This window comes from Burkholderia sola, from assembly GCF_905400185.1.
Lineage (GTDB): Bacteria > Pseudomonadota > Gammaproteobacteria > Burkholderiales > Burkholderiaceae > Burkholderia > Burkholderia sola.
The window spans coordinates 76,270-92,713 of the sequence record NZ_FR989676.1 but is presented as its reverse complement, the minus strand read 5'-3'; the positions used below and the strand labels follow the sequence as shown (position 1 = coordinate 92,713).

At 68.5% G+C, this 16,444-nt stretch carries 16 protein-coding genes and 1 pseudogene; 9 read left to right on the top strand and 8 right to left on the bottom strand.

The annotated features are described in order from the left end of the window. The first annotated feature begins 6 nt into the window (after window positions 1-6). The 3 genes from KR541_RS16940 to KR541_RS16930 are packed head-to-tail and all read left to right on the top strand — an operon-like array spanning window position 7 to window position 3,820. Window positions 7-1,473, top strand: coding sequence for an O-antigen ligase family protein (locus tag KR541_RS16940; protein WP_050017958.1), 1,467 nt, complete (start codon window positions 7-9; stop codon window positions 1,471-1,473). Then, window positions 1,470-2,654, top strand: a complete 1,185-nt coding sequence (locus KR541_RS16935; protein ID WP_050017959.1) for a glycosyltransferase family 4 protein — start codon at window positions 1,470-1,472, stop codon at window positions 2,652-2,654. Before KR541_RS16940 ends, KR541_RS16935 begins: the two co-directional genes overlap by 4 nt. Further along, window positions 2,654-3,820, top strand: coding sequence for a glycosyltransferase family 4 protein (locus KR541_RS16930; RefSeq protein WP_050017960.1), 1,167 nt, complete (start codon window positions 2,654-2,656; stop codon window positions 3,818-3,820). The genes KR541_RS16935 and KR541_RS16930 overlap by 1 nt, the downstream gene beginning before the upstream one ends. Before the next feature lie 133 nt (window positions 3,821-3,953). Here KR541_RS16930 and KR541_RS16925 read toward each other — a convergent pair whose 3' ends face one another. Continuing rightward, entirely contained in the window at window positions 3,954-5,189 is a 1,236-nt protein-coding gene (locus KR541_RS16925) for an MFS transporter (RefSeq protein WP_050017961.1), read from the bottom strand. Between the two features lie 152 nt (window positions 5,190-5,341). Here KR541_RS16925 and KR541_RS16920 point away from each other — a divergent pair, with 152 nt between their 5' ends. After that, entirely contained in the window at window positions 5,342-5,812 is a 471-nt protein-coding gene (locus KR541_RS16920) for a winged helix-turn-helix transcriptional regulator (RefSeq protein WP_050017962.1), read from the top strand. Between the two features lie 162 nt (window positions 5,813-5,974). Here KR541_RS16920 and KR541_RS16915 read toward each other — a convergent pair whose 3' ends face one another. Both KR541_RS16915 and KR541_RS16910 read right to left on the bottom strand, forming a co-directional pair. Then, on the bottom strand, window positions 5,975-6,748 hold the full coding sequence (locus tag KR541_RS16915) for a helix-turn-helix transcriptional regulator (RefSeq protein WP_050017963.1): 774 nt from the start codon (window positions 6,746-6,748) through the stop codon (window positions 5,975-5,977). Between the two features lie 25 nt (window positions 6,749-6,773). Continuing rightward, the gene (locus KR541_RS16910) at window positions 6,774-7,115 is read right to left on the bottom strand and encodes an FKBP-type peptidyl-prolyl cis-trans isomerase (RefSeq protein ID WP_006479474.1); all 342 of its coding nucleotides are present in this window, start codon (window positions 7,113-7,115) and stop codon (window positions 6,774-6,776) included. Window positions 7,116-7,708: 593 nt separating this feature from the next. Between KR541_RS16910 and KR541_RS16905 the strand changes: the two genes are divergently transcribed. Next, window positions 7,709-8,626, top strand: a complete 918-nt coding sequence (locus KR541_RS16905) for a metal-dependent hydrolase (protein WP_216089660.1) — start codon at window positions 7,709-7,711, stop codon at window positions 8,624-8,626. A gap of 445 nt (window positions 8,627-9,071) precedes the next feature. Further along, window positions 9,072-10,562 (top strand): sigma-54 dependent transcriptional regulator, encoded by a 1,491-nt coding sequence (locus tag KR541_RS16900; RefSeq protein WP_050017964.1) that lies wholly within the window; start codon window positions 9,072-9,074, stop codon window positions 10,560-10,562. A 28-nt stretch (window positions 10,563-10,590) separates the two neighbouring features. Here the strand turns inward: KR541_RS16900 and KR541_RS16895 are convergent. The 3 genes and pseudogenes from KR541_RS16895 to KR541_RS16885 all read right to left on the bottom strand — a co-directional run bounded on the left by KR541_RS16895 (window position 10,591) and on the right by KR541_RS16885 (window position 12,834). Continuing rightward, window positions 10,591-10,978, bottom strand: a pseudogene (locus tag KR541_RS16895) (GtrA family protein). 582 nt (window positions 10,979-11,560) lie between these two features. Continuing rightward, window positions 11,561-11,944 carry a hypothetical protein gene (locus tag KR541_RS16890; protein ID WP_179233161.1) on the bottom strand — a complete coding sequence of 128 codons (384 nt, stop codon included), beginning with the start codon at window positions 11,942-11,944 and terminating at the stop codon, window positions 11,561-11,563. 107 nt (window positions 11,945-12,051) lie between these two features. After that, window positions 12,052-12,834 carry an ABC transporter substrate-binding protein gene (locus tag KR541_RS16885; RefSeq protein ID WP_089489721.1) on the bottom strand — a complete coding sequence of 261 codons (783 nt, stop codon included), beginning with the start codon at window positions 12,832-12,834 and terminating at the stop codon, window positions 12,052-12,054. 234 nt (window positions 12,835-13,068) lie between these two features. On the opposite strand from KR541_RS16885, the gene KR541_RS16880 reads away from it, so the two are divergent. Continuing rightward, window positions 13,069-13,488: an MbcA/ParS/Xre antitoxin family protein gene (locus KR541_RS16880; RefSeq protein ID WP_050017968.1), complete on the top strand. Its 420-nt coding sequence runs from the start codon at window positions 13,069-13,071 to the stop codon at window positions 13,486-13,488. 29 nt (window positions 13,489-13,517) lie between these two features. Continuing rightward, window positions 13,518-14,186, top strand: a complete 669-nt coding sequence (locus KR541_RS16875; protein ID WP_124639103.1) for an RES family NAD+ phosphorylase — start codon at window positions 13,518-13,520, stop codon at window positions 14,184-14,186. 19 nt (window positions 14,187-14,205) lie between these two features. Here the strand turns inward: KR541_RS16875 and KR541_RS16870 are convergent, their stop codons facing one another. Further along, a complete protein-coding gene (locus KR541_RS16870) occupies window positions 14,206-14,937 on the bottom strand; it encodes a metallophosphoesterase (RefSeq protein WP_216089659.1) in 732 nt (243 codons plus the stop codon). Between the two features lie 137 nt (window positions 14,938-15,074). On the opposite strand from KR541_RS16870, the gene KR541_RS16865 reads away from it, so the two are divergent. Continuing rightward, complete coding sequence (locus tag KR541_RS16865) at window positions 15,075-15,728, top strand: DUF1345 domain-containing protein (RefSeq protein ID WP_050017971.1); 654 nt, start codon at window positions 15,075-15,077, stop codon at window positions 15,726-15,728. Between the two features lie 6 nt (window positions 15,729-15,734). On the opposite strand, the gene KR541_RS16860 is transcribed toward KR541_RS16865, so the two are convergent. Further along, window positions 15,735-16,403, bottom strand: coding sequence for a glutathione S-transferase (locus KR541_RS16860; RefSeq protein ID WP_124631290.1), 669 nt, complete (start codon window positions 16,401-16,403; stop codon window positions 15,735-15,737). Between the last annotated feature and the right edge of the window lie 41 nt (window positions 16,404-16,444).

The window sequence follows — 16,444 nt, the reverse complement described above, 5'->3', positions numbered from 1 at the left end:
GGATCGATGAGTACGATTGCCGCCGAACGCGCGCCGTCGCGCACCCGCAGCTGGTTCGCCGAACCGAAGCACTGGGCCGGGCAGGCCGGGCTGTGGACGTTGACCGCCGCGCTGATCGCGATCCACCAGGGCAAGGTGCTGACGCTCGCGTTCCCGGTGCTGGCCATCGGGGTCGGCATCTGGCTGTATTTCAAGAGCCCGGCGCGCTATGTCGGCTTCATGTGGTGGGTGTGGTTCCTGAGCCCGGAAGTGCGGCGTCTGGCCGACTGGTCCAAGGGCGCGTTCACGCCGACGAGCCTGATCCAGGTCGCGCCGCTCGCGGTGACGATGATCGCCGGCCTGGGGCTCATCAGGCATTACCGCGTGCTCGCGCAGCGACGCGGGATTCCGGTGCTGCTGATCCTGTTCGGGCTCGTGTATGCATACCTGGTCGGGATCGTGTCGAGTGGCGTGATGGCCGCAACCTACGACCTCGCGAACTGGCTGTACCCGATCCTGATCGGCTTTCACATCATGGTGAACGCGCGCAACTATCCGGAGTATCGCGACGTGCTGCTGTCCACCTTCATGTGGGGCATGCTCGTGATGGGCGTGTACGGCGTCGTGCAGTACTTCGTGATGCCGCAGTGGGACGTGCTGTGGATGGTCGGCTCGCAGATGGGCTCGCAGGGTGAGCCGGTGCCGTACGGCGTGCGCGTGTTCAGCACGATGAATTCGTCCGGGCCGTTCGCGTTCGCGATGATGGGTGCGCTGGTGTTCGTGCTGGTCGCGCCGCAGAAGATCCGCTGGTTCGCGGGCGCGGCCGGTTTCGTGTCGTTCGCGCTGTGTCTCGTGCGCTCGACCTGGGGCGGCTGGGTGATCGCGCTCGCGATCCAGCTCGTGCAATCGAGCAACCGCGTGCGGATGCGGATCCTGATCAGCGGCGTCGTGCTGGTCGGGCTGTGCGTGCCGCTCTTGACCGTCGGGCCGGTGGCCGACCGGCTCGGCGCGCGCCTGCAGTCGATCACGAACCTGAAGGACGACCGCAGCTACGACGACCGCAACAAGTTCTACGCGACCTTCGCGCAGACGGCGTTCACCGACGTCGCCGGCGAAGGGATGGGCGCGACCGGCGCGTCCACGAAGCTGTCGAGCGACAGCGGCGAGCTCGGCAAGTACGGCAGCTTCGACAGCGGCGTGATGAACGTGCCGTTCGTGCTCGGCTGGCCCGGCACGCTGCTGTATCTCGCCGGCGTCGTGATGCTGTTCGGCCGCACGCTGCGCGCGGCGTTCAAGCTGCGCCAGGACAAGTTCGTCGGCGCGTGCCTGAGCCTGTGCCTGTCGACCTTCGCGATGCTCGTATTCACGAACTCGCTGATCGGCACCGGCGGCCTGCTGATGTTCACAGCCATTTTTTCGATACTTGCCGCGGCGCACTGGCAGAAGGCGCAACGCCTGCTGGCCGCCGCGCGTTCACGGGGAGGCGACCATTGAGAATCGCGATCGTCACGCACGTCGTGCGACATAACGACGGGCAGGGCCGCGTCAATTACGAAATCGCGCGCGCGGCGCTGGCCGAACACTACGAGGTCACGCTGGTCGCGTCGCATGTCGCGCCCGAGTTGCTGGCCGATCCGCGCGTGCGCTGGGTGCCGGTGAAGGTCGGCGGCTTCTGGCCGTCGAATCTCGTCAAGCAGCAGGTGTTCGCGCTGAAAAGCGCGGCGTGGCTGCGCGCGCACCGTGGCGAATACGACGTGCTGCACGTGAACGGCTTCATCTCGTGGATCAAGGCCGACGTGAATACCGCGCACTTCGTGCACGGCGGCTGGTTCAAGAGTCCGTACTATCCGTTCGGACCCACCAAGGGGCTGTGGTCGGCCTACCAGTACGTCTATACGCGTGTGAATACCGTGCTCGAGCGCTGGGCGTACAAGCGTTCGCGCGCGATCACGGCGGTGTCGCAGAAGGTGGCCGACGAGATCGCCGGGCTCGGCATCGACAGCGGCAAGATCAGCGTGATCTACAACGGCGTCGACGGCAGCGCGTTCGCGGGCGCGCAGGCCGATCGCGCGGCGTTCAAGCTGCCGGCCGACGCGTTCCTGCTGCTGTTCGTCGGCGACCTGCGCACGCCGCGCAAGAACCTCGGCACCGTGCTGAAGGCGCTGACGAAGCTGCCGGCGAACGTGCATCTGGCGGTGGCAGGCTATCTGCCCGGCAGCCCGTATCCGGAAGAAGCGCGCGCGCTCGGCATCGATTCGCGCGTGCATTTCCTCGGGCTCGTGAAGAACATGCCGACGCTGATGCGCTCGGTCGACGCGTACGTTTTCCCGTCGCGCTACGAAGCGATGAGCCTGTCGCTGCTGGAGGCGATGGCGGCCGGTCTGCCGGTCGTCACCGCGCGCACGGCGGGCGGCGCGGAAATCATCACGCGCGAATGCGGGATCGTGCTGGAGGATCCGGACGATCCGGCCGCGCTCGCGCAGGCGATCGGCGCGCTCGCGGCATCGCGCGACACCTGTCGCGCGATGGGCGACGCGGCCCGCGAACTGATGACCCGTTTCGGCTGGGCGCACATGGGCGCCCAGTACGTCGCGCTTTACCGGCGCATCGGCCAACCCACGCAGCCGTCCGCGTTCGAGCGGGTCGAGCATGCAATCACGCAGGAGCAACCGTGATGTCCCACTCTTCCCGGCCGATCAAATCGTTGCAGATCGGCATGCACTGGTTCCCCGAACGCGCGGGCGGCCTCGACCGGATGTACTACTCGCTCGTCGGCGCGCTGCCCGGCGCGGGCGTCGAGGTGCGCGGGCTCGTCGCCGGCTCGCCGAAGGTCGCCGACGACACGGGCGGCGCGATCCAGGGCTTCGGGCCCGCGTCGCAGCCGCTCGCGCGCCGGATGCTCGCCGCGCGGCGCGCGCTGCGCGACGAGATCCGCAGCGAACGGCCGGACGTGATTTCGTCGCACTTCGCGCTGTACACGTTCCCGGGCCTCGACGTGACGCGCGGGATTCCGCAGGTGTCGCACTTCCAGGGGCCGTGGGCCGACGAAAGCCAGGTCGAGGGTGCCGCGTCGCTCGGGCAGCGCGCGAAGCGCTATCTCGAACAGGCCGTCTATACGCGCTCGTCGCGATTGATCGTGCTGTCGCAGGCGTTCGGCCAGATCCTGACGCACCGCTACGGGATCGATCCGTCGCGGGTGCGCGTGATTCCCGGCTGCGTCGATACCGCGCAGTTCGACACGCCGCTCACGCCGGCCGAGGCGCGGCACAAGCTGCAACTGCCGCAGGACCGGCCGATCGTGCTCGCCGTGCGCCGGCTCGTGCGGCGCATGGGGCTGGAGGACCTGATCGACGCGATCGGCATCGTCAAGCGCCGTCACCCGGACGTGCTGCTGCTCATCGCCGGCAAGGGCAAGATCGGCGAGGAACTGCAGCAGCGCATCGACGAAGCGGGGCTGCAGGACAACGTGAAGCTGCTCGGCTTCGTGCCCGATCATCATCTCGCGGCGCTGTACCGCGCGGCGACGGTCAGCGTCGTGCCGACGGTCGCGCTCGAGGGCTTCGGGTTGATCACCGTCGAATCGCTGGCATCCGGCACGCCGGTGCTGGTGACGCCGGTCGGCGGGCTGCCGGAGGCGGTCGCCGGGTTGTCGAACGATCTCGTGCTGCCGTCGACGGGCGCCGATGCGATTGCCGAAGGGCTCGGCGGTGCGCTGTCAGGGGCGATCACGTTGCCCGACGAGGTCGCGTGCAAGCGCTATGCGCGCGATCATTTCGACAACGCGGTGATCGCGCGACGCGTGGCTGGCGTGTACGAAGAGGCGATTCAGGCGGCAGGCTGAACGCTCGCGGCGCGCAGCGGAGCCGCAGCGCGACCGAAAGCCGGACCGGCGCGCGTGCGCGGCCGGTTCGCATGCCGGCCGCCCGTCTGGGGCGGGCCGGCTTTTCCCATTCCATCCGCACGACCGGTGCGCATCATGCGCGCCGCAGCGTCGCGGCCCATACGCCGAGCGCGGCCACGCTCACCCCCGCGCCGAGCACGCACACGCCTGTCCATCCGGCGCGCGCATACATCATCGTCGCCGCGATCGCACCGAGCCCGCTGCCGGCCGAATAAAACAGCATGTAGCAGCCGACGAGGCGCGCATGCGCGTCCGGCCGCGCGCCGAGAATCATGCTCTGGTTGACGACGTGCACGGCCTGTCCGCCGACGTCGAGCAGCACGATACCGACGATCAGCAGCGCAATCGACGTAGTGCCGAATGCGAGCGGCAGCCACGCGCACGCGAGCAGCGCGAGTGCGGCGCCGGTCGTCGCTTCGCCGCGCCCGCGATCCGCGAGCCGGCCCGCGCGCGCGGCGGCCGCCGCACCCAGCGCGCCGACGAGGCCGAACGCGCCGATCTGCGTGTGCGACATCGCGTGCGGCGGCGCGCTCAGCGGCAGCACGAGCGCGCTCCAGAAGATGCTGAACGCCGCGAACATCAGCAGCGCGATCGTGCCGCGCACGCGCAGCACGCGTTCTTCGCGCAGCAGCGACACCATCGAGCGCAGCAGCGCCGCGTAACCGATGCGTTCGCGCGGTGCGTGCCGATCCGGCAACAGCCGCGACAGCACGACGAGCATCGCGATCGCGAGCGCACCCGATACGAGATAGACGGCCCGCCACCCGGCGATGTCGGTGACGACGCCCGCCACCGAGCGCGCGGCCAGCAGCCCGACCACGACGCCGCCCTGCGCAGCACCCACTACGCGGCCGCGTTCGCCTGCGCCGGCGAGCGCGGCCGCGCACGCGATCAGCCCTTGCGTCATCGCGGTGCCGAGCAATCCGACCGCGACCATCCCGGCCAGCAGCGCGACGCGTGTCGACGCGGCAGCCACGCCGATGCAGGCCGCGGTCAGCAGCAGAAGCTGCACGGCGATCAGGCGCTTGCGGTTCAGCAAGTCGCCGAGCGGCACGACGAACAGCAGCGCGAGCGCGCAGCCGAGCTGCGTCGCGGTGACGACGCCGCCGATGGCGGCCTGCGACACGCCGAAATCCCGCGCGATCGAATCGAGCAGTGGCTGCGCGTAGTAGACGTTCGCGACGCTCGCCGCGCAGCAGACGGCCAGCAGCGCGACGCGCGCCGACGACAGGCGGCCGCCGTCGGCCGGATGGACCGCGTCGGTTCGCGCGTTCGATGCAACGGTGCCGGAACGGCAGGATGACTCCATGGTTGCCTCACGCAATGGAGTTGCAATTTGAAACTTGTTTGGAGTGTAGGGAAAGTGGTTTTAAAATGCAACTTGTTGGGTGACGGGCCAAAGGCCCGCGCACGGATGGTCGGCATGCCTGCGAAGGCGCCGGCGCAATTGTGGAGAGGAAGATGGCCAGGCAGAAAAGTCTTGCGGATTCGGCGTGCCCGGTGGCGCGCGCGACCGATATCGTCGGCGATCGCTGGGCGTTGCTGATCGTGCGCGATGCGTTCGACGGCGTGCGCCGCTTCGGCGATTTCCGCGCGAGCCTCGGCGTCGCGAGCAACATCCTGTCCGACCGGCTGAAGCGGCTGGTGGACGCCGGCGTGTTCGACGTCGTGCCGGCGTCCGACGGCACCGCGTATCAGGAGTACGTGCTGACCAAAAAGGGCGAGGGGCTGTTTCCGGTCATCGTGATGCTGCGGCAGTGGGGCGAGGTCAACCTGTTCGCGCGCGGCGAGCCGCATTCGGTGCTGGTCGACCGCGGCACCGGGCGCGCGATCCGCAAGCTCGCGCTGCGGCACGACGACGGCCGGCCGGTGAAGGCGGCCGAGACTATCGTGAAGAAGATCGGTGACGAAGCGGGCACGACGCGTCGGTGAGCGCGGTGCGTGGCGACCATCGGCTGGACGCGCGGCGCGTTCATGCGCGGCACGGCCTCGCACGGAACGGACAGCGGCTGTCGAAGCTCATTCGGCCGTAATGCCACGGCGCGAGCGAGCGCCGCATCCGCTATCGCGGGAAAACCGGCGTCGCTGGGCCGTTCAGTGCCGTCCGCCACGCCAGCGTCCCGGCGCGACGCCGAAGCGCTTCGTGAACGCATGCGTGAACGTGCTTTGATCGGCGAAACCGACGCTGCCCGCGATGTCGACGAGCGAATGCCGGCCGTCGGCGAGCAGCACGACCGCTGCGTCGAGCCTCAGCCGCTGCAGGTAGCGATGCGGCGTTTCGCCGAACGCGTCGACGAACAGCTGATGAAACCGGCGCATCCCGTAGCCGCAGTGCGCGGCGAGATCGGCGATGCGCAGCGGATCGGCGAGCCGCGCGCGCAGCCAGCGGTCGATGCGCGCGAAATCGAGGCCCGACGCGGGCGCGGCAATGCCGGCATCGTCGAGCAGCGCATCGCACAGGCGTGCGGCGGCCTGCCACTGGAAACGGTGCGCGGCCGCCTGCCGTGCGTCGCCGGCCGGCGCATCGTGCTGCACGGCGACGGCCGCGACCTGCGCGACGAGCGACGTGAGCGCCGGGGCGATCGACACGGCGCGCGCATGGTCGAACAGCCGCTGCGGCACCGCGAGCGATGTGGCGGGCAGGTCGATCACGAGCTGGCGATTGTCGTCGAGGCCCGCGTAGTCGTGGCGCGCGCCGGCCGGAATCAGCCAGGCCGCGTGCCGGTCGATGCGCCGGCCGACCCCGTCCACCGCCATCACCATCGCGCCATCGACGCCGAGCACGACCTGGTGGAAGTCGTGCACGTCCGACGCTTCGCACGTGGCGTAGCGGCGCAGCGCGATGGCGGGGGAGGCGATGCGTTCCATCCGAAGGAAGCGGCCGGATGCGGGGTCAGACGTCGAGCAGTTCGACTTCGAACACGAGCGTCGCGTTCGGCGGAATCACGCCGCCTGCGCCGCGCGGGCCGTAGCCGAGTTGCGGCGGAATCGTCAGGCGACGCACGCCGCCGACCTTCATCCCTTGCACGCCTTCGTCCCAGCCCTTGATGACCATGCCGCCGCCCAGCACGAACGCGAACGGGTCGTTACGATCCTTGCTCGAATCGAATTTCTGACCATCGGTCAGCCAGCCCGTGTAGTGGACGCTGACGGTCTTGCCGGCTTGCGCTTCCGCGCCGGTGCCTTCGGTCAGGTCTTCGTACTTGAGGCCCGATTCGGTCGTGATGACGGACATGATTTCTCCTGAAAGAGCGTGACGTAAAACCGCTATTGTAGGCGAGCGCGCAGCGGGCCGGCGCGTGCGGATTTCGCGCCGCCGTACGCGTGTCGGCAAGCGTATCGCCCAGCGTGGCGGAGCGCCGCGCGCGGGATCGCCCGACACGCCATTGGAACGCGCGTTTGAATTTTTCGCGCGTCGCGGCGCCGAGGTTGCACCACGCGAGGGCGCCGAGTGTATGAATCGATGCGACCGGCACGCGTTGCCGCAGGCTGCACGACCGTTGCCGGATTCCACGGCACGCCCGCCACACGAGGCTTGCGGGCGGGCGGCGCGGTGCCGAACCGGTTCCGGCGCGTCACCCGTACGCCAACCCGCGCGTTCGAATCGCGACCTGTCCGGGCGCCGCTCGCGCGCCGTTTTTTACGCCGTTCCGACCGTGCCCTGTTTGGAAGCGCGCATCTACCGCGCGGCTTGCGTGCGCCGGCGCGCGCGGCCTATCTTTACATCTGTCGATGTCAGGATTTGGCGGCGCGCGATGTGCCGCCCGGGCTTGCGCCGGCTGCGTCGGACGATGCGCCGGGCCGCTCCGCAACAGGAGAACGATGAACATGAAGTCAGCCGCTTCCGCCACCGCAGCCGGCATCATGCCGGTGCGTCGCGACCTGCGCTTCGACCTGCCGGTCGACCGCGCGAAGGACTGGCATGGCCTCGGGTCGCACGTGACCCATTTCTTCAACGCGCTATCGCTGCTGTTTCCGGCCGGCGAGCGTTTCTTCATGGATTCGGTGCGCTACTATCGCGACCGGATCGACGATCCGGTGCTGAGGCAGCAGGTGCTCGGCTTCATCGGCCAGGAGGCGATGCACACGCGCGAGCACGTCGAATACAACGAGCTGATGCAGGCGAACCGGCTGCCCGCGCGCAAGCTCGACAAGCGCGTGTGGACGGTGCTCGGCTACCTGAAGCGCAAGCTGCCGCATTCGATGCAGCTCGCGCACACGGTGGCGGCCGAGCACTATACGGCGATGCTCGCCGACTGGCTGCTGAGCGACCCGACGCGCCTGGCCGGTTCGGTCGAAGGCTACCGGCAGATGTGGCTGTGGCACGCGCTGGAGGAAACCGAGCACAAGGCCGTGTCGTTCGACGTGTGGAATGCCGCGATGAAGCCGGGGCTGCGCCGTTACCTGATCCGCATCGGCGTGTATCTGCTGACGACGCTGACGTTCTGGCCGACCGTGTTCCTGATCCATGTGACGCTGCTGTGGCGCGATCGCCGCGCCGGCCATCACGTGCGCGGCCTGCTGCGGGTGCTCGCGTTCCTGTACGGGCCGCGCCGCGGGCTGTTCCCGCGCATCGCCGGCGAATGGCTGAGCTTTTTCCGGCCGGGCTTCCACCCGTGGGATCACGACAATCGCCACCATCTCGCGCGGGTCGACGCGCTGGCCGCCCGCTACGGCCAACACGGCGGCACGCCGGCCGGCCGCGGCCGCGCGAACGCGCCGGCGCCGCTCGCGTCGGGCCGCTGACCGGGCCACCCGCCGCACGGCGGGGCGCCGCGCATGTTGCGTGCGTGCATCATCTGACTGCTTCCGACGATTGACGCAAATCAACCGGAACCGGTTGCCCGGGCGCCCGCCTGCCTGGCCGAGCGGTTGCGCACGCATGCGCCGGCACGCCGATCAGACGTGCGCCGCGTCGCGCGCAATCGCCGCGCGCCAGCGCCGGCGCGGCTGTGCGCGCACGGCGCCGGCCCTTTCCACTCGCGCGCCGTGCCCGCCTCCGGGATAACACCCATCCAGCCGCAGGCCGGCCGCATCGATATACCGTTCATGGCAACGTCGACCGCCGGCGCGATTCATGCGCAGGGGGATTTTATTCGGACGGAAATACGGCCAATATGTCGGTTCGATCGTGTCCGTCGTACGCGGCGGTGAGCCGGCGCGCGATACCAACGCCAAGCGGGGAACAACGATGGTTGCAAGGTCACCCGACGCAAACGGGCAGGCGGCGCCCGAGATGACGGACGTGTCCGTCACCGCTCCCGAGGCCGGACGCAAGCTGTTCGTGATCATGCGCACGCCCGACGAGCCGTTGCTCGCACAACTGCGCGGGCTCGGCTGGGAGATCGCGGTCGCGAAGACGGCCGGCGCCGCGCAGAACATGACCTCCGGCGTGAGCGTGGCCGCCGGGCTGGTCGATTTCACCGGGTTCACGTCGCGCGACTATCCCGCGCTGAAGATGTGCCTGAGCCAGCCGGCAATCGGCTGGATTTCCATCGCGCAGGCCGGCATCACGATCGGCCCCGCCGTGCGCGAACTGATCCGCAGCTATTGTTTCGACTACGTGACGCTGCCGCTGCCGTACGAATGGATTTCGCACGTGCTCGGCCATGCGCGCGGGATGGCCGCGCTCGATCGCGTCGACGGCGCCGCCTATGCGGCGTCGATCGGCGAACACGGGATGATCGGCAATTGCGAGGCGATGCAGCAGTTGTTCAGCACGATCCGCAAGGTCGCGAAGACCGACGCGAGCGTGTTCATCTCGGGCGAGTCGGGCACCGGCAAGGAACTCACGGCGCTCGCGATTCACGAGCGCTCCGGCCGCGGCAAGGGGCCGTTCGTCGCGATCAATTGCGGCGCGATTCCGCATCACCTGCTGCAGTCGGAGCTGTTCGGCTATGAACGCGGCGCGTTCACCGGCGCGAACCAGCGGCGCGCGGGCCGGATCGAATCGGCGAACGGCGGCACGCTGTTTCTCGACGAGATCGGCGACATGCCGGTCGAAAGCCAGGCGAGCCTGCTGCGCTTCCTGCAGGAAGGCAAGATCGAGCGGCTCGGCGGGCAGGAATCGATCGCGGTCGACGTGCGGATCATCTCGGCCACGCACGTCGATCTCGACGGCGCGGTCGAGGCCGGGCGCTTCCGCGCGGATCTCTATCACCGGCTGTGCGTGCTGCGCATCCACGAGCCGCCGCTGCGCGCGCGGGGCAAGGACATCGACATCCTCGCGCACTACGTGCTGCAGAAATTCAAGGCCGACAGCGGTCGCAAGATCAGCGGCTTCACGTCGGCCGCGCTCGACGCGATGCGGCGCTACGAATGGCCCGGCAACGTGCGCGAACTGATCAACCGCGTGCGGCGCGCGATCGTGATGGCCGAGAGCCGGCTGCTGACGCCGCACGATCTCGGGCTCGAGACGCCCGGGGAAACCGAACCGGTGACGCTCGAACAGGCGCGGTCGCTGGCCGAGCGCACCGCGATCGAGAACGCGCTGCTGCGCAACGACCACCGGATCAACAAGGCCGCCGCCGAACTCGGCATTTCACGCGTGACGCTCTACCGGATGATGATCGAGCACGGGCTGAACGATCACGACAACACCGGCGGCAACGGCGGGAATGGCGACAGCGGCGGGCACGACGGCGCGCCGTCGGACGACGCGGGGCATCAGCGGGTCGGATGAGCGGCGCGCGCGATGCGTGCGGCGCGGCTCACCGATAGGTCCACAGCCGATGCAGCACGAACGTGACGGGCGGCACGCACAGCACGACCGCGACGCATGCTCCATGCGCGGGCGAGCCCGAGCGCGTCGGTTGCGTGCGCCAGCAGCATCGTCGCGGCGAGGCCGGCCATCGCGACCGCGAGAAAGCGCACGAAGTTGCCCCACGTCACCGGCGACGAAAAACTCCACAGCGTGTTGGCGAGATACGAGAACGCGGTCGAACAGACGAACGCGGTCGCGTTCGCGATGACGGGCGTCGCGTCGAACAGCGCGAACATCGCGGCGGCGATCAGCGCATGCAGCGCGGTCGAGCCCAGGCCCGACACGCCGAAGCGGATCAGTCTCGCGCGCTCGGCGGCATGGAAGGTACGGATCATCGTGGGCGGGGGGCGCGAGGTTGCGTGAAATCGCGTGAAGCGGTGTCGCAGTATAGCCATGCGATCGGCCGCCGCGTCCAGCGTCCGGCAGCGACGGGCGGTGCGTCTTGCCGCAGCCGGGCATGTAAAGCGCATGAAACATTTCGCGTTGGCCCCCACGCGAATTTCCGCGACGAACCGGGTCGATCGGCCAGTCCGCCGCCGGTAAAAATTCCGCGCTCCATTGTTCAGCCTTATTCCGCAAGGCCCCGCCGTTGCGCGGCCGGCGCGTGCCGCGGCGCCGATGTTTCAGTTTCGTAACTTCCGGCATTCCGCGCCCGTTCCGGCCGCCAGCCGGTTCGGTCACCGCCTTGTCCGGCCGGGCTTGCGCAGCGCTGGCCCGCTCCTTGCGATGAAGGGCATGCGAGAGTCGACGGCGCGAGATCCGTCCGGTCAGGCAGCGAAAGCCGCCGCGATCGACCAGGATGCAGTCCGCGGGGATGCGGCGGCCGGGCGCGGTGCAGCGGGCCGCGTCACGGCGAGCAGGAAACGTCGTCGCCCGATCGCCGGGGCATCGGCATCGTCCGGTTGCCGGAACAAACATCAGACAGCAAACGGGGTAGAAAAATGATCGATCATCACACGCCGCGGTCCGCAGGCCGCGATCGCAGTGATTCGGGACATCGCCGCTCGAACGTCGCGCTTGCGGCCGACCGGCATGCGACGACAGGCCATCTCTCCGCGCCCGGTGCGAGGCGGATCCGGCTGCTTGCCGGTCATCCGCGCCGGGTCGGCACTTTCCTGCACGCGAATCCGATCCGCATGGGCATGTGCACACGGGCGCCGATACCGCGACGTCCGATCTTCGCCTATTGACGCGAGCGGCACGACGTTCGTTCGCACGGCCATCATTTCCGCGAACGATTGATCCGTTATCCGAACGATGGTCGACGCATCGTGCTGCACGCGATGCAGGAAGGCAGGCATTCGATGCAACGGCGAACCACGCGCCGCCGTTGCCATCCGGTTGAAGGGGAGGGGCGGTCGGACGCGCGCGACGGAAGCAGTAATCCGTACGCGCGCGACGCCGTTTTTCAACCGCCGTAGATGTCGAAGTCGAAGTACTTCGACGCGAGCCGCTTGTAGGTGCCGTCCTTGACCATGTCGGCGATCGCGCGGTCGATCTTCGCCTTCAGGTCGGTGTCCTCCTGGCGCAGGCCGATGCCGGCGCCGATGCCGAGCACCTTTTCGTCGACGAGCTCGGGCCCGACGAACGTGTAGTTCGCGCCGCGCGGCGATTTCAGGAATCCGATCGCGGCCTGCACTTCATCCTGGAGCGCCGCGTCGAGGCGCCCGGCGATCAGGTCGGCATACACGCCGTCCTGGTTCTGGTACGACACGACGTTCGCGCCTTGCTTGCCCCAGTACGCCTTCGCATACGTCTCCTGCGTCGTGCCCTGCTCGACGCCGATCGATTTGCCCTTCAGCGATTCGGCGGTCGGCAGCAGCGACGAGCCTTTCTTCACGACGAGCCGCGTCGGCTGGTTGTAGATCTTCGTCGTGAAGCCGATCTGCTGCGCGCGCTGCGGCGTGATCGACATCGACGACAGCACCGCGTCGAACTTCTTCGCTTTCAGCGCCGGAATCATCCCGTCGAAATCGTTCTCGAGCCACACGCATTTCGCTTTCAGGCGCGCGCAGATCTCGTTGCCGAGATCGATGTCGAAGCCGACGAGCTTGCCGTCCGGCGCCTTCGACTCGAACGGCGCGTAGCTGGCGTCGGTGCCGAAGCGGATCGTGGTCCAGTCCTTCGCGATGGCGGGGCCTGCGGATACCGCGAGCAGGGCGATCGAAACGGCGGCAATCAGTCTCTTCATGGTGCGTTCCTTGGCGTGGTGCATCCGGGTTCTGGGCGACACGGTTTCCACGGACACGACCCGCGCCGTGACGCGGTGTCCGCACGGTCATTAACGCAGAAAATAAAATAAGAGTCCAGAATGGACAAAAAATATCGATTGAGCGGATCGGTGTGACGATCGATGGGTGCGACCCTTGCAAAAATACGAGAATGGACTAATCTTGTTAGTAAATTCGTTTCGAGACTAACGATCATGTCACAGCCCGCGTACGAGTCGCATTCCGCCGTGCCGCACGCTTCGGTCGCGCAGATGTCGGCCGCCGGCCTGCGCGCGTTTTTCAACATCGCGCGCGACTGGGAACTGACGATCGACGAGCAGATCGTGCTGCTCGGGTCGCCTGGCCGCTCGACGTTCTTCAAGTGGAAGGCCGCGCCGGAATCGGCCCGCCTGCCGCGCGATACGCTCGAGCGGCTATCGCTGTTGCTCGGCATCTACAAGGCATTGCAGATCCTGCTGCCGCAGCCGGCCGCGGCCGATGCATGGGTCAAGCGGCCCAACGACGCGGCGCCGTTCGGCGGCAAGCGCGCGCTCGACCGGATGCTGGCCGGCAACGTCGGCGATCTGGTGGCCGTCCGGCAATATCTCGACGCGATGCGGGGTGGCTGGGCGTGACGACACCGATCGAAGTCACCCGGTGGCCCATGACCACCGTCGACTGGGCGCCAGCCTATCGCGTGATTCCCACCCGTTTTCCGGCCATCAACCTGTTCGACCGCGTCGCGTCGGCGGACGATTTCGACGCGCTCTACGCACTCGAATCGCTGACCAACGACCGCATCCGCAACGAAGTCGGCACGCTCGACCTCGTGCCGCCGGCCGAGCGCCGCTACGGGCAGGGCTGGGGGCCGATCATGGCCGCGTTCACGCACCTGAATCCGCTGGGCAGCCGTTTTTCGGACGGCAGCTACGGCGTGTTCTACTGCACGCGCTCGCGCGACACGGCGATCGCCGAAACGCGCTATCACAGCGGGCTGTTCCTCGCCGCGACGAAGGAGCCGCCGATGCGCCAGCAGATGCGGCTCTATACCGTGTTCGCGCATGGCGACGTCGCCGACGTGCGCACGTGGCCGCAGCGCGATCCCGCGTTGCTGGACCCGGTCGACTACGGCGCGGGGCAGGCGTTCGGCCGCGCGGTGCGCCATGCCGGCGGCGCGGGGATCATCTATCCGTCGGTGCGCGATCCGCGCGGCGAGTGTCTGGCCGCGTTCCGCACGACGCTGCTGCGCGACTGCCAGCATGCGGCTTATCTCGAATACAACTGGAACGGCTCGGCCGTCGATGCGGTGTTCGAACTGAATCAGGTCGGCTAGCGTTCGCTTGGCCGGCGCGTCAGGGCAGCGCCCAGTCGCCCGCGTGGCGCTCGCGCGCTTCGGCCTGCGTCATCGACCACGTGCGGCCGGTGCGCGGCTCGGCGAGCGTGAGCCGCCCGGCCGGCGCGAACGCACCCGTGTCGATGAACCATTGCGCGCCGATCCGCTGCGGCTCACGCACCGGCGTGTGTCCGGTGCAGGTCAGCGACAGCCCGGCCTGCAGCGCCGGATCGGCGAGCCCCTGGACGAGATCGCGGCCCCAGATCAGCCGCTCGCGCACGTCGTGCGGATAGCTGCCGGTATCGAGATCCGCGTCCGAGCCGAAGAATTCCGCATGCAGCACGTTGAAGCGCGCGGGGCCGTCGCCGATCACGCGCACGAGCGGCAGTGCGTCGACGCGCACCGCATGCGCGCGCAGCCGTTCCGGCGGCAGGTCGGCGCCCCAGTCGCCGCCGATCCCGCGCCATGCGTCGGGCGGCAGCTTGCCGCGCGCGACGAGGCTCAGCACTTCCTCGTGATTGCCGCGCACGACGTGGCACCACGGCCGGTCGAGCAGGTCGAGCGCGGTGTCGGAGGCCGGGCCGCGGTCGACGAGATCGCCGACCGAGAACAGCCGGTCGCGGGCCGGATCGAAGCGGACGTCGTGCAGCAGCGCGCGCAGCACGTCGACGCAGCCGTGCAGGTCGCCGACGACGAAGTCGCGGCCGGCCGTGTTCGCGGGATGGCGGCAGAGCAGGGCGGTGGCGGTCATTCCGTTATCTTAGGCGCTCCTTGGGCGCGCGCGCCCATCGCCACGTCACGACGGAATGAGGATAATCGGGGTGCGTTGCGCGCCGGCGCTGCCGCGCGCGCGGCCGAACCCTTTCCATCCGCTTTCGGAATCACACGATGACGCTTTATCCGCAGGTATTACGCAACCGGCCGCGCATGGTCGCGGCGTTCGTCGCCGGCGTGCTGTGCGCGGTGCTGCTGCCGCTTCCGCTGCGAGCCACCGCGCGGGCACTGATCGGCTGGGATTGCGCGGTCTGGTTGTATCTGGTGTTGATGTGGGTGCGCATGGTCACCGCGCATCATCACAAGGTGCGCGAAGTCGCGATCCGCGAGGACGAAAACGCGACGACCGTGCTGACCGTCGTGTGCCTTGCGACCGTCGCGAGCGTGGCCGCGATCGCGATCGAACTCGCGACCGCCAAGAGCGTCGGCTTTCGCGCGGGGCTCAGCCACTACGCGATTACGGGCGCGACGCTGTTCGGCGCGTGGTTCCTGATTCCGACGATCTTCACGCTGCACTACGCGCGGCTCTATTACGGCTCGCCGAGCAGCGACCGCGCGCTCCGTTTCCCGGACCGGAACCCGGAGCCCGATTACTGGGATTTCCTGTATTTCGCGTTCACGATCGCGGTCGCGTCGCAGACGGCCGACGTGTCGCTCGCGAATCGTTCCGCGCGGCGCTCGGTGCTCGCGCAATCGATCCTGTCGTTCTACTTCAACATGGCCGTGCTCGGCTTGTCGATCAACGTCGCGGCGGGGCTGCTGAGCTGACGCCGGTTATTTGAGCAGATCGTATCGGCCGCCGCGTTCCAGCGCCCGCTGGTACGCAGGCCGCGCATGGATCGTGTCGAGAAAGCGCGCGATCGCCGGATACCGGCTGCCGCCACCGCGCGCGGTCGCGGCTTCGAGCGGAAAGCTCATCTGGATGTCGGCCGCGCTGAAGCCGTCGCCGACGAACCAGCCGCTGCGCGCCAGCGTGCCGTCGACATGGCCGAGATGCAGGTCGATCTGCGGATCGACGAATCCCGACTGCAGCGTCGCGGCGATCTTGCGCGCGATCGGCCGCGCGAAGAACGGCATCGGCGCATGCGCGATCCGCAGCGCGACGAGCTTGAGCAGCAGCGGCGGCATCGCCGACCCTTCCGCGTAGTGCAGCCAGTACGTGTAGTCGTGCCGCTCGGGCGAGCCGGGCGGCGGCGCGAGACGCCCGTCGCCGTAGCGGTCGACCAGGTATTCGATGATCGCGCCCGATTCGGCGAAGGTGCGGCCGTCGTCGGTCACGACGGGCGACTTGCCGAGCGGATGGATCGCGCGCAATTCGGCCGGCGCGAGCATCGTTTTCGGATCGCGTTCATAGCGCACGATCTCGTACGGCGCATCCAGTTCTTCGAGCAGCCAGAGCACGCGCTGCGAACGCGAGTTGTTCAGGTGATGGACGGTGAGCATGTCGAGGCCGGAAGGGGGCGGGAACGACATCATACCGAGCG